Origin of the sequence: Jatrophihabitans sp. GAS493 (assembly GCF_900230215.1) — a bacterium.
Classification (GTDB): domain Bacteria; phylum Actinomycetota; class Actinomycetes; order Mycobacteriales; family Jatrophihabitantaceae; genus MT45.
The window spans coordinates 4,522,309-4,535,181 of sequence record NZ_LT907982.1; the positions used below are offsets into that span (position 1 = coordinate 4,522,309).

General features: G+C 65.7%; 11 protein-coding genes. 10 read left to right on the forward strand and 1 reads right to left on the reverse strand.

Translation table 11 applies throughout. The features are described 5' to 3' along the window. The first annotated feature begins 86 nt into the window (after nt 1-86). The 10 genes from eccD to CPH63_RS20745 all read left to right on the forward strand — a co-directional run bounded on the left by eccD (nt 87) and on the right by CPH63_RS20745 (nt 10,257). On the forward strand, nt 87-1,481 hold the full coding sequence (gene eccD, locus CPH63_RS20700; RefSeq protein WP_157749689.1) for a type VII secretion integral membrane protein EccD: 1,395 nt from the start codon (nt 87-89) through the stop codon (nt 1,479-1,481). A gap of 24 nt (nt 1,482-1,505) precedes the next feature. Next, entirely contained in the window at nt 1,506-2,924 is a 1,419-nt protein-coding gene (eccB, locus tag CPH63_RS20705; RefSeq protein WP_096304627.1) for a type VII secretion protein EccB, read from the forward strand. 62 nt (nt 2,925-2,986) lie between these two features. Continuing rightward, the gene (locus CPH63_RS20710; RefSeq protein ID WP_096304628.1) at nt 2,987-3,277 is read left to right on the forward strand and encodes a hypothetical protein; all 291 of its coding nucleotides are present in this window, start codon (nt 2,987-2,989) and stop codon (nt 3,275-3,277) included. A gap of 38 nt (nt 3,278-3,315) precedes the next feature. Beyond that, nucleotides 3,316-3,609, forward strand: a complete 294-nt coding sequence (locus CPH63_RS20715; RefSeq protein ID WP_096304629.1) for a WXG100 family type VII secretion target — start codon at nt 3,316-3,318, stop codon at nt 3,607-3,609. Nucleotides 3,610-3,671: 62 nt separating this feature from the next. Continuing rightward, nucleotides 3,672-4,226, forward strand: a complete 555-nt coding sequence (locus CPH63_RS20720) for a hypothetical protein (protein ID WP_096304630.1) — start codon at nt 3,672-3,674, stop codon at nt 4,224-4,226. Nucleotides 4,227-4,335: 109 nt separating this feature from the next. Then, a complete protein-coding gene (locus CPH63_RS20725; protein WP_096304631.1) occupies nt 4,336-6,267 on the forward strand; it encodes a hypothetical protein in 1,932 nt (643 codons plus the stop codon). Nucleotides 6,268-6,408: 141 nt separating this feature from the next. Beyond that, nucleotides 6,409-8,454, forward strand: a complete 2,046-nt coding sequence (locus CPH63_RS20730) for a hypothetical protein (RefSeq protein ID WP_096304632.1) — start codon at nt 6,409-6,411, stop codon at nt 8,452-8,454. Nucleotides 8,455-8,463: 9 nt separating this feature from the next. Continuing rightward, entirely contained in the window at nt 8,464-8,973 is a 510-nt protein-coding gene (locus CPH63_RS20735) for a YbaB/EbfC family nucleoid-associated protein (RefSeq protein ID WP_096304633.1), read from the forward strand. Further along, a complete protein-coding gene (locus tag CPH63_RS20740) occupies nt 8,970-9,311 on the forward strand; it encodes a hypothetical protein (protein ID WP_096304634.1) in 342 nt (113 codons plus the stop codon). Before CPH63_RS20735 ends, CPH63_RS20740 begins: the two co-directional genes overlap by 4 nt. Before the next feature lie 256 nt (nt 9,312-9,567). Next, entirely contained in the window at nt 9,568-10,257 is a 690-nt protein-coding gene (locus CPH63_RS20745) for a G1 family glutamic endopeptidase (protein ID WP_096304635.1), read from the forward strand. 301 nt (nt 10,258-10,558) lie between these two features. Here the strand turns inward: CPH63_RS20745 and CPH63_RS20750 are convergent, their stop codons facing one another. After that, nucleotides 10,559-12,184, reverse strand: a complete 1,626-nt coding sequence (locus CPH63_RS20750; protein ID WP_096304636.1) for a hypothetical protein — start codon at nt 12,182-12,184, stop codon at nt 10,559-10,561. Nucleotides 12,185-12,873 lie beyond the last annotated feature (689 nt).

Genomic DNA, 12,873 nt, shown 5'->3' on the forward strand with positions numbered 1-12,873 from the left:
CAGCGACCTACCCACACCTCGACGCAGCGAAAGAGCCCATTGTTTCCTCGCTGAACCATCTACCCTGCTGCGAGCGTGGATGCAGCATGACAACCACTTCGGCCGCCGGCGGCGACATCTGCCGGCTCACCGTATTCGGCCCCGACTCGCGAGCCGAACTCGCGGTTCCCGTGCACGTTCCGCTGGCGGACCTGCTGCCGACGCTGCTCATCCACCTAGACCAGCGTCTAGCCACTACCGGCCTCGAACACGGCGGCTGGGTTCTGCAGCGTCTCGGCGAGCCACCGCTGGACGAAGACCTCGGCACCGCGGCGCTCGGCCTCTACGACGGGGACATCGTTCACCTACGACCTCGCGACGAGCAGCTGCCCCCGATCGACTTCGACGACATCGTCGACGGTGTGGCCACCGCCATCTCTGAGCGGGCGGACCGCTGGCGTCCTGAGTTCGGACGGCGGCTCGCGCTCGGGTTCGCAGGGTTGACTGGGCTATTCGGCCTGTCACTGCTCGCCACCGCACGCTCGGTGGCGGCATACGAGGTCTCGGCCGGACTTGCCCTGGTGCTGCTGCTCGCCGGCATCGTGGCGTCACGGGCCTTCGGCAACCGCACATCGGGTGGGCTACTAAACTGCCTCGCGATGGCGTTCGTCATCGCGGTCGGATTCTCCCGTGGATTCTCAGGTCCCAATGTCCAAGCGGGCGCCCCGGCGCTGACGCTGCTCGCGACCGCCGGCTATCTCTGCGCCGCTGCGCTCATCGTCCGGTTCACTACGACAACATGGCAGATCCGCTGGGAGGCGGTCGCCGCCGGTTCGGCCGTGATCGCGGTCTCGTCCCTGGCCGACGTCACGTTCGACATCGGGGCGTGGGGCACCTGTGCCCTTCTTATTCCAGTACTCCTTGTCTTCGGCTATTTCGCGACGTCGCTATCGGCGGCGCTGGTGGGTATCAAGGTGCCCCCCCTGCCCACCACTCCCGATGAGTTCCAAGACGGCCTGGAGCCCGAGCCGAGCGCGTCGCTGCTGCATCGAGCCGCCGAGGCGGACCGGTATCTCACGGCAATCTATACAGTTATAGCCGTCATCGCCGCAGGCTGTCTCGGTGTCATCGCGGCGAAGGGTGGGACCGCTGCGTCTCTTTTCGTCATCGGAGTGAGCACGGTCTTCCTGCTCCATTGCCGCGAACTCGTAAGTACTCGCCAGCGCCTCGCCATGCTGCTGCCTCCTACGGTCGGACTGACCGCGCTGTCCTTCGCGGTCCTCTGGTCCGAACCGGAGGCGGCCAGGGTGCTGGCTGCCGTCGCCCTCGTGGCCGTCGTGCTACTTGCCTGCGGTGCGGCCGACGTACTCCCGGGGCGCCGTCTGATACCCCACTGGGGTCTGGCCGGCGACATCACCCATTGGCTGGCTGCCGCCGCGATCCTGCCCCTCGCCCTGCAGATCGCCGGAGTATTCAGCGCAGCACATCAGATGCGGTCATGACCGAGTGGAGGGCGGACGGCCGCTATGCACAGTCGACGTGATCAGGTAGAAGCCCATACATTCGTGGCCAATCGCCTGCGAGCCGCTATGTTGAGCGCGCAACCCGACCTACCCCGGACGCCACTGCGGCGGACGCCGACGGGACTTGCCATCGGCCTGGTCCTCGCCCTGCTGGTCACTGGAGTGGTCGTTCTGCTCGGGATGCTCCGTCCGACGACCAGCCCGGCCTGGCGCAAGCCTGGAACACTAATCGTCGAGAAGGGCACAGGATCCCGCTTCCTTTTCATCGGCGGGACGCTTCACCCGGTTCTGAACTACGCCTCGGCGCGGCTACTGATCGGCGCCAAGATGGCCACCGCTGAGGCGGGCTCCGCCACGCTGGACCGAATGCCAATCGGCTCACCGCTCGGAACACCCTGGGCGCCCGACAGCCTGCCACCCCACCAACCAACGGCCTCCTCGAACTGGCTCACTTGCCTTGGCCCGGCCTCGATCGTCGATACTGGCCCCCGCCCCGTCTCGCTGCTGCTCAACCCTGCACTCTCCACGCGAGCGCTGCCGTCGGACGCGGCAATCGTGGCGGCTGCGCCAGACGGAGGCAAGTATCTGATCGAGGGCGGCCGTCGAATGCGCGTCACGGCCGACTGGGTATTGCGAGCTCTCGGAGCCGACAATACGAATGCCGTGAACGTACGCAGTGCCTGGCTCGACACACTGCCGGCCGGCCCTGATCTGGTCGCGCTGCCCAGCGACGGCGCTGGGGCGCCGGGGCCGACGCTCGACGGGCACGCGACCGCGGTGGGTCAAGTGTTGGTGGCACAGATGGGCGCCAACGGAACCCACCACTACCTGGTTACCTCGGGCGGATTGATGTCCATCAGTGCCACCGCAGCTGAGCTGGCGCTCGGTGCGCCGACGGCTGAGCTCGCCTACCGAGGCCAGAACGCGCAACCGATCGAGGTGTCGGCCCCCGCGGTAGCCGCGCAGCCGATCACACCGACACCACCACAGCTGTCCGGGATGGCGGCGCCACCACAGTTCGCCGCGATCGACGACGCAGACGTGCCGTGCGTGCAGACCACGAGTAACGGCGGCACCTTCCAGACCACATTGGTCACCGCACAGGTAAACCAGATCGAAGCATCGGGGCAGACCGTTCAGTCGTCAACCGCACTAGGACTGGCCAACACTGACCGCACCGCTGACCATGTCGCGGTGCCGCCCAACGACGGGTTACTGGCCCGGACTACTCCGGTGCCCGGCGACTCGTCGGGAAGCATGTTCCTGGTCACTTCAATGGGCGCGAAGTATCCGATCGCGAACGATGACGCGGCGGTCGCGCTCGGCTACGCAGCAGCCGACGTGGTACCGGTTCCCCCCGAAATTCTTGACCTGCTGCCAACCGGTCCTAGGCTAGCCCGTCCTGAAGGAGGTGGCGCCTAGCGGGAACCCTAGCCAAGCCGAGAGCCTTGAACCGAATAACTAACAAAAGTAAGGAGAACAGCATGTCGTCACCTCTCTACGGTCTCAAACCAGACCAGGCTCAGAACATCGTCAACGCAACCAACGGCTACCTGCAACTCATGAGCGACGCTGCAAAGAAGGTGGACGCGGTATCGCAGGACGTTCCCTTGCACTGCAAGTCGACGGCCGGAACCCGACTCAACCAGCGCATCAACGACTGGATCGCCGACTTCTATGCGGTCCAGGCCGGCATCAAGGACCTCAACGAGAACGCGAGCGCCCTCATCCAAACGGGCGTCAATACGGCAACCGGGGCCGTGGGCGCGGCGTAGCCGAGCCGCATCAAATCATCCTAAAAGAAAGGAACATCATGAGCGACGAATTCCAGGTCGATCTGGCCGCCCTCGACGGCGACGTACAGGTCCTAACGGGAATCAACCAAAATACGCTGGAGCCGATCGTGAACGACATGGTCGGACTGCTCAAGGGGATCGCAGACGCCGCCATCGGCCCCGCGGCCGACCAGTGGCATCAGCGGCAGTCCGTATGGGCTCAGAAGTACACGGACAATCAGAACGCGCTCAACGATGTGCAGGCGCGCCTCGCCGAAGTCCACCAGATCTACCATGCCGGCAACCAGCAGACCGTCCGCATCATGGGCTGAGGCTCCAGCCTCCGGACTGCTCAGCAGTCCGGAGACCGCGAGTCATCGAGAAAGGATGAAACATGACAACATCGGCAAACAACCTTCCGGCCGGGCAAATCGTCAAGTTTGACAAGGCGTCGTACCTGAAGCTCATAGCCTTCGTAGACGGTGTCAACAACGACGCTGACACCAGGTTCCTGCGAGCGACAGCCGGCATGTCGCTCGACGACACGCTGAGCAGTCGTCTGCACCCCGGATCGCCGGCGTGGGACCAGGCCAGTCGAGTGTTGACGGCTTCGGATATCTTCGGCACCTCCGTCAACACTCAAATTGGGACCTGGGTCTCAAACGGTAGGGCTTGGGTGAATGCTCTGAACAAGGCCACCGACGTCTTCGAGAACACGGACGACCTTGCTGCGTATTCGGCCGACACCTTCGTGTCGGCCTACCCAGGAGTGGGGACGAGCAGCGGTTCGCCCAGCGCCCTCGCCGGAACCTCGGGCGGAACCTCGGGCGGAACCACAGGCAACGCCGGAACGTCAGGCAAGGGCGGAACCACAGGCAACGCCGGAACCTCAGGCAAGGGCGGAACCACAGGCGGAACCACAGGCAACGCCGGAACCCACCCGGGATAGCCCGCCTCGGGCGCGCAGATCGCGAGACGATCCGTCTTGTGATCCGCGCGCCCGTTTCACGCCAGTTCCAGAATCCCAACCGACCACGCTCACCCACTGAGGACCAGCCATGGCCGCCGCACCTACTGCCGCCCCAACCTTCGCCGCAGCGCTGTACGACGTGACCGGCGTTCTGATCGACCTCCGTCCCCTCAGCCAGGCCAACTGGTTCGTCCCGTTGACGAACCCCGCGGGGACCCCAGATCACCTAGATAGTTCGACCGCCGGCATCAGCTATGGCGCGCTCGGCGGTGACTACCTCGACGTCGCGGTGAACTCCGGAGCGATCGCCATCTTTGAGACTGCGGCGGATGAGCTCCAACCAATCGTCGACGGTGTGCGAGCGGGAACGTGCGGCGCGCTGACTGCGTCCACACTGAGCGACTTGGGACAGTCAACGCTCCAGTTCGAAGTATGGCTCGACCAGACCAGCGGCGATCTTCTGCGCTGGTGCAGCGAACTCGAGTCCGGCGCATCGCACTTTCAGGGCAGCGCCGCCAGTCTTATCGGTGGCCGCCTAGCCACCGACGCAGCCCAGCTTCAGACCCTGCGGGCGAAACTGATCGTCTCAGGGGCGACGATGTCCTCGATCATCAATGACGCGCTCGCTGAGCTCTCGGCGTTGGGCTCGGCTACTGCCCAAGCCTGGACCACAGCCTGTGCGGCTGGGCTGCGCGACAACATCCGCATCGCGGTCGGCCAGCATATCGATGACATCGTGGCCTGGCTTACGACGCACGGCATTGTGGCCGGATCGGCCGGCTACACCCTCGACGACGGCAACCCAGCAACGCACCCAGGCTCCACCCAGACACCAAGCCAATACCACGCCGCCGCGGACGCGAAGGTTCAAGCCGCACTGGCCACCTATCCCAAGGGAGATCTGCGCTCAGCCACGACGTGGAGCGCGATAAATGCCGAGATAACCGCGACCGTCTCTGGGCTACTCGACGACCTCGACCGCACGGAGTCAACCGCTCTGCAGGGCCTGGTTGCGGCCTACAGCAGTCTCGCGAACGCCTTTGAAACCTGGGGCGACAACCCTCCTGGCCACGTATCTGCATCCGCCGGAAAGGCCACTCCCAGCGGGATGGGTTCGGACACCTCCCCGCCTCCCGCCGCCGCCGCGGTGGTCCAACCGGGAAGCCAGCCGGGACAGTCCAAACAGCCGTCCGGGAACGCTCCACTCGGGGACGGGGCCGCCGGCGGCGTCGGAGGCGTCGGAGGCAGCACGTCACCCGCTATTGCCGCCTTGGAAGCGAACACCGCCGCCGACCGCCCAACTGCTGCCAACGACGGGGCCCAAGCGGGACCCGACGACGTCGGGGTGGGAGCGCCATTCGACTCGTCAATGCCACCCGCTGGGTTCGCCGGACCGATCGACGGCACGGCTGCTGGATTCCCTCTCGGACCGGGAACAGTCGGCGGATTCGGAGTGCCGAATGCTTTCGGTGTCACCACGCCCAGGGGCGCACGGCGCGGACGCCGTCAGGATGAGTCCTCTTCATTCGCCGATGCGTACTCGCCACAGCTGTCATCGGGAGATGGAGCTACCTCCATCCCGCCCGCCCTCAGCTCCACTTACGCGCTCGACGGATCGCCCGGTGGTCCACCTGGTGTCGTTGGCCGCCCGGCGTCCCCGGTTCCTGGCCCAGCAGCAGGGCTTGCTCCGTCGTTCGCGGCGTCGGCAAACAGCCCCGGAGCCTCAGCGGCTCCGCTTGCGATCTCTGCGCCTTCAGTGCCAACGCGTTCGGCGGCGTTGAGCGGGCCGTCGATGTCTCCGCTTTTCCAAGCTGGTTGTGGTCAAACCAAACGGCCGCGCAGATCGTCGCTCAATGAGGAGGAGGGCGCGTCGTGGGGTACCGACTCCGACGCAGGCAACGGAATAGTTGGGTCGTCTGATGCCAGGCCGGTACCAGAAGGTCGAACAGCGTCCGTGCCGCCATTTGCACCCGCTGGCTCTGCCGTCGGACGCCGAGGTGAACTGTCGAGCACGCCGTAGCCGTGTGGATGGTGTCGCCTCGCTACGAGAGAATGGGAGCAGGAAGTGAGTTCGCCTTCGAGTAGCAGCGGATCAAGTAGCAGCGGATCAAGTAGCAGCGGATCAAGTAGCAGCGGATCAAGCACCCCGCCTGCCCTGGACGTGACCGCCAACGCGCCTGACCTACCTGCAACCGATGACTGGCGTCAGTGGCACGCAGAACAGCTTCTGCAGGCGCTCACTGGAGAGTTCACTGATCTTCGCGGCATAATAACCGGCCACGCCTGGTTCGACTTCAGACCTGATGCCGGGACTAAGACCTACACCGCCGGCCAGCCGTACACGCCGATGTCCGACATCAACTACTACGGCTACGGCAAGCAATACTACGGTGCGAACCTCAACCCGGGGGCCATCGTCGACGTCGCCCGATACTGGGACGCGATCACCCCGGTCATCCATGACATCGCGCAGGGCTACCGCGGTACCTACGACATTTCGACCCTGGAGACGTTCGCATCGCTGGTGTTGGCGCTGCGGGGCTGGGTCAGCAGCGAGTCCGGCGACTACAATACCTGGGCGCAGGATCTGGCCTCAAAAGACGCCAATTTCCAGGGCATGGCGGCAGCGGTGATCCTGCAGCGTATCGAATCCGATCGAGATGCTCTGGCGGATTGGTTCGACCAACTCGGAGAGCACGGCCAACCACTCGACTTGGCCCTGAGCGACGCTGCAGCCAAGGGACGGGCCATGGGGACGGCCCTTCAAGCGACCCATGCGGAGTTCGCACTATTCGGGATCTTCGCCAACCTGAACCGTACCGTCCTGGCCATCGAAAAGGCCATCTACGACTGGCTGGTGACATCCGGACTCATTCACGGCGTCCCCGGGTACCAGCTTGACAACGTCTACAAGACTGGTGGCCCCACCTCAGGGGGCACGATGAACATCCCGCTGCTAGGTGCCGAGACGATGGTCGAGTGGACAATCACGCAGGCACTCACCAAAGCGCAACTTGGATATCCGGTGAACGCCACCGTCGATCTGACCACCCAGGCCGGTTGGACGGCCATCAACGACAACCTCACCGCGCTGCTTAACAAGGATCTCGATGACTTGGACGCAGCCTTCCGCCTGGCCATCGGGCCCTACAACGATGCCTTGGTCGTGCTCAACAAAGCCTTGAATCCGCTTACCGATCCGCCGGCCAGCACGGCAGGTTCTGGCACCTCGGGAGGAGGTGTAGCCGGGCTTGACCCAACCTTGACAGACCCGCGCTTGCAGGATGTACCCGGCGACGGAAGCGGTACGGTACCGGATGCATCCTCGCTTGGCCTCGGCGACGGAAGCGCTACGGCACCGGGCGCATCCTCGCTTGGCCTTGGCGACGGATCAGGTAACGCTGGCCTGCCAACTACCCTCACGCCCGATGGCGGATCTACCAGCTCCCTTGGCCCGAACGATGCGCTGAGCAGCGGCAACCCGGGTGTGGCGTTGCCCGCGACACTCCCCGGAGTCGGCGGCAGCGGTGCAACGTCCGCCCTGGGCGGCGCCGACGGTACGAAGCTAGGCAGCCTCGGACAACTGCTCAACCCGGACGGCACCCCGGTACTCGGGCCAAACGGCGAGCTCCTCGGCGCCAATGGCAAACCTCTGACTGATGCCGCTGGCAACCTGCTCGGCGCCGACGGCAAACCGCTCTCTGGTATCGGCGGCACATTGAGTTCTGGACTGCGCGACAGCACCACCCCTACCGCGGGCACGCTCGGCGATGGCAACGGCGGTAGCGGCCAGGGCACCAGCGGCGGCGCATCCAGCGGCAGCAACTTCGGCGGCGAGCCTCCTACCACTACCAGCAGCGCCGGTGGCATGCCATACATGCCGCCGATGGGTGGCATGGGCGGCAACCAGGGCAAGAAGGAACGCGAACGACAGACCTGGATCAACGAAGACGAAGCCGTCTGGGGCACGTCCACCGCAGCGGGCTTCGGAGTCATCGGCCGGTGCAATGACGAGGAGGAATCTGCCATCGAGGACTTGGGGATGCCTCATCGTCCTGGCCAGGTTCCCGGTTGGAAGCGCCGTACCACTTCCCGCTCCACCACGCGTCCGACGACTCACGCCAGCACCCAACCGGCAGAACCCTCGACGGACGATCCCGACATCGACGTCGACATCGAAGCCCATACCGGAACACCCACCCAGTAGGAGATTGCTATGACAACACCGCTGCAAGGCCAGCTGGAGGCAGCATTGTCGAACTTCACCTCTCAGCGTGACACATTGCGCTCCCTCGAGAAGCGCCTGAACGAGATGACCGCTACCGCCCACGCGAAAAATCGGATGGTCACGGCAACGGTCGACCGCTCCGGCCGGCTCACCGAACTAAGCTTCGAGGGCAACCGCTTCCGTTCCATGCCGCCCAAGGAATTGGCCGCCACGATCCTCACCACCATCCAGAACGCCCAACAAGACGCGATGCGTCAGGGTCTGGACGCGGCCCAGGAACTCGTGCCGAGCATGTTCGACCTGCTAGATCTCGATAGCATGCGCCCGAGCGAGACGCCACCCGATACCTCAAAACGTAAGGGCAAACAACCCACAGCAGCGCCACGACCACCTATGGACCTGGATCACATCTTCGAGGCCGCAACACGCCTGCTCGACCACCCGGCCCTTGACAACCGGCCCGGCACATCACCGACGCAGACCAAGGAGCAGCGATGAGCGACCAGAACAACGACGCCGTGTACGCCCTGAATCCGGAGGCGCTCAAGGCTGCCGGGGTGAATTTGGGCGACGTACCTGACGTCTTTGCAAAACTGGACGGGTTGTTGCAGGATTTCCAGGCCGGCGCAGATACCGCCTTTGGCGGCTCGAATGACTACATCGGCGGCCAGGCCTACGCCGCCGTCGGGCCGATCCTCGACAGCTGCCAGCAAGTCTGCACCGGGCTAACCGGTGTTGTGGCCGGGCACGCGGCCACGACGGTTAACGCAGCCAACCTCGGTGCGCACGTCAACGCCGGCGCAACAACGGTGGTCGCGGGGGCCCACCACGTGTAACCGTCAACGGCGGCCAGATCGTGGAGGCCCCGGAATCCGCAAAGACGGATTGAACGATGGAACGGCTCGGCGACGTAAGTGTGATGAAGATCCGATGGCCCGCGACGCGGGCCCCGTGGAACTCAGAGCGGAGACCGAAGTGGCCAGAACACGACCGGCTGGGGTGTCACGGTGGGCTAAACGAGCGATAGCGGCGTCGTTGACTTTCGCCGGCGTAGCGATTGGCGCAGGTGCGGGTAGCGCCCACGCTGATCCCATGTCGATCTACTCCGGCGGTTGGAGCGGCTTCGTGGCGCGGGGAGGGTCGTACTCCTCTGCGGCGGCGGACTTTATCGTCCCTGTCGGCGTCTGCTCGCCGGCGCAGAGTCAAGGGATCGCGGATGCCTACTGGGTAGGCATCCAAGGTGACAACGGCGGCCCTGCCGCGATTGTTCAGACGGGTTTTGCGCTGGGCTGCGTCAACGGCCAGGCCGTGTACTATGCGCTGCATGCTGACCTGCAGGGCAACTGGATCTATCTTCCGGAGCATGTGCAGCCCGGAGACCTGATAGATGCTTCAGTGTCGTGTGACGCCACCGGCCTCTGCGGAGAGAGCCTCGTCGACGAAACCCAGGGCTGGTCGGATACCAGTGCCCTTCAGGCGCAGGTTGGGTACGCCGGCTATCTCGCGGCTGTCGCGGCCGAATCGTACAACGGTGGAGTCAATGACTTCCCGGCACAGGTTAGCAACGCGATATTCAACGGCGCACCGATCGCTCAGTTCGGACCTCAGGCTAACGAGGAGACGCCAAGTGCTTACGGCGGGACCGCTGGGTTGGATCCCAGCCCGCTCGACTCGACCGGTATGGGCTTCTACTTCTACTGGAATGGCGTGCCGGGGCTGCTCCCGGGTGCTAGCCCAATCCAGTACTCCGCACCCCGGAGCGGCGGGCTGCCGCCCTCTTGATGCGGCTACCACTGCCGACTCTTCAGTGATCATCGACGGTCACCCGCTCCGCGACGTGTAACTGATTTCGACGCCCTACGCCAATGGCACGGGGTCGAGTCTTCGAGGGTGACCCACGCGACCGTCGCCCGGAGATCGGGGCTGCCGCACGACTCCTTCGTGACTACTGCGGTACGCGTCGTCCGTGATGGCCAAGCGCGAGGTGGCAGGCGCGAGGTGGCCAGGCGCAAGGTGGCCAGGTGCGTGGTGGCGAGGCGCGCGGTGCGGATTCCGCCGTGCCGACGCCGGAGCGTTCCACCACTCAGGTGCTTGAGTAGGGCCGGTGGTCCTGCGCGCCGCTCATCTCGACGTCGCTGTCTGGGTCGCCGGCGCCGGATGCCCACGAGCCCGATACCGCGTACCGGCGCCGCTTCGGCGCTCCGCCGCTCGGGAAACGCTCGCTCGGGGTGCGGTCTCGACGTCGCCGCACCGTCGCGGCCTCGACGGCGCCGGAGCCGCTACCGCTCGCTGCGAGCCAGGCCGCATGGGGAAGGCCGTCGATCCCCGCGATACGGATGTGGTGATGGCCGGACCCGTTGCGGGTGGTCATCTGGCCTGGCTGGCGTGCGTCGTCGTCGATGGCTGGCTCCGGGCTATGGCTGCGGGACGCGTACAGGTCGTCGCCACTGTCGTGCGATCGAGCAAGGCGTTGGTGGTAGATGTCGATACGCAGGTCTGCGAGGTGGGCCAGGCCGTCGGGCAGCACCGCGGCCTGCAGCTCGCTCCAGCCCGGTGCGGCGAGCCGGTCGAAGAGGGACTCCCCCGGAGGGGCGCTGCGATACGCCTCGTAAATGCCTTCCAGCAACGTTCCCGCCGGTTCGAGCCGTCCTTCGTTGACTGCGGTGGTCAGCAGCTCCAGCCGGGCGGCGACGGCGACGCGGATGGCTCCCGTCGTGGAGATTGCGGGGTCCACGGTGATGTCGAGCAGTTGGGCCAAGAAGCCGGGGGTCAGCAGATTGGCGACCGCCTCGTCCCAGCTGTATAGCCGCTCTGTTGACTCGTATATGTCGAGGACGGTCCCGGAGATAGTGCGTGACGTAGTGCCGCCCGGTCGGGTGGCCACGGCCGCGATCGTGCGCCGGTCGATGGTGTTCTCGGCCCCCACTTGCGCCATGACGGCGTCGATGCGGGCGGTCTCGATGGTGATCCCGGATCGGTGAACGGTCCACTGACCGTTGGGGTCGGTGCGATCCGGCGTGCGAGTCTCGACGGATCCGTCATGCAGGACGGAGACTAGCGCCGCGCCGCCCTCGGCGGCGTCGACGACCGGCACGAACACACCGTCTAGTTCGACGCCCATCTGATCAGGTCCCTCCGAGACGAACAGAGTGTTCTCCGGTGCCACGACGACGGCCAGGGTGACGCTGCCCAGTGGCGCGAGGATGCCGCCTGCGGCGATGTCAGAGCGGGCCGCCTCGGCCACTGCTCGTTGGCCGGATACGCCGGGCGCGAGTACACCGGCCCTGGCCAGGGCTGGAAGTCTCGACGCGTCGGGCTGCACGCCGGACTCATCGCTACTAGCCCCATGATCGTAAAGGTCGTCCTGACTGTCGCTCCTGTCCCCCGACGCGGTGTCAGCATTGTCCGCCACGGCGTCGGCATCGTCCGCCACCACAGTCGAGTCGCCGAGCCGTGCGTTGTCGACCAGGTAGTCGAAAGTGTCATCACTGGTCGCCCCGACGGGCCGGCGAGCCTCCGCGGTCGCCGACGTACGGTCGATCGCCATCGAACGGGTGGACAGCAGTGGGAGCAGGTCGGCGTGGTTGGCTGGATGCGCAATCCACTCCGGGTCATCTTCGCCAATGACCCAGGTGCGTCCGCCGGGTTCCACGGCGAGCATCACACTCTCGCCGGCCCGGAACTCTCGGCTCAGGCCTTCGAGCTGCACCCTGGCCCTTACCGTGGAGTCGGCTCCGGCCGGGACCACGCCGCTTCCGGCGGCAGCCGGGAAGGTCGGAGCAGCCGCAGCGGCACCGGACCGAGGGGCAGGGTTTTTCAATCTGACCCCGCTTTGGGTGCGGGCGCGGGGGGGCTCCGGAGTTTGTTGCCCTGTCTGTCCCGTCGACAAGGGCGCGGGCGGTGTTGGTGACCGCGGCGAGGTCGGGGGTGGTGGGTCCTTGGAGCCGACCGTTGGTGAAGGTGACGGCGCGGGCTGTGGCATAGGCGTGCAGGGTGTGGCCGGCGACCTGTGATGCAGCGGCGGTAGTGGTGTAGGCGGTGATGGTGTTGGTGTCGGGGTGCTGGCGAAATTCGGTAATGGTGCTGTCGCGCGCGTTGCGGAGGGCGACGTAGACGTGCGGCCGGTCATCCGGGTTGGTTGTGCTGGTAGCGATCAGCAGCGTGACGGTGGTCTGCTCGGGAGCGGGCGTCGGGCTGTCGACGAGTAACGTGCGCCAGTCGATGGGAGGGCCGGCGTGTTCGAGGACGGCGTCGGGGGCGGTGGTGGTGACCGGCGCGATGAAGCCGTAGTGGCGGAGAATGGCTGTGCCGGCCGTGAGGCATGCCTGTTGGGTGGCGTTCCGCCTGGTGACGGTGTTGCCGGGCAAGTCGGTGGAGCGGGCCTGAGCAGTGACCTGC

Excerpts from the sequence above, each read along its gene's own strand:
- CPH63_RS20745 (WP_096304635.1), top strand. The coding sequence starts at position 9,568 with ATGTCGATCTACTCCGGCGGTTGGAGCGGCTTCGTGGCGCGGGGAGGG.
- CPH63_RS20740 (WP_096304634.1), top strand. The coding sequence starts at position 8,970 with ATGAGCGACCAGAACAACGACGCCGTGTACGCCCTGAATCCGGAGGCG.
- eccD (WP_157749689.1), top strand. The coding sequence starts at position 87 with ATGACAACCACTTCGGCCGCCGGCGGCGACATCTGCCGGCTCACCGTA.
- CPH63_RS20720 (WP_096304630.1), top strand. The coding sequence starts at position 3,672 with ATGACAACATCGGCAAACAACCTTCCGGCCGGGCAAATCGTCAAGTTT.
- eccB (WP_096304627.1), top strand. The coding sequence starts at position 1,506 with ATGCACAGTCGACGTGATCAGGTAGAAGCCCATACATTCGTGGCCAAT.
- CPH63_RS20715 (WP_096304629.1), top strand. The coding sequence starts at position 3,316 with ATGAGCGACGAATTCCAGGTCGATCTGGCCGCCCTCGACGGCGACGTA.
- CPH63_RS20710 (WP_096304628.1), top strand. The coding sequence starts at position 2,987 with ATGTCGTCACCTCTCTACGGTCTCAAACCAGACCAGGCTCAGAACATC.
- CPH63_RS20725 (WP_096304631.1), top strand. The coding sequence starts at position 4,336 with ATGGCCGCCGCACCTACTGCCGCCCCAACCTTCGCCGCAGCGCTGTAC.
- CPH63_RS20735 (WP_096304633.1), top strand. The coding sequence starts at position 8,464 with ATGACAACACCGCTGCAAGGCCAGCTGGAGGCAGCATTGTCGAACTTC.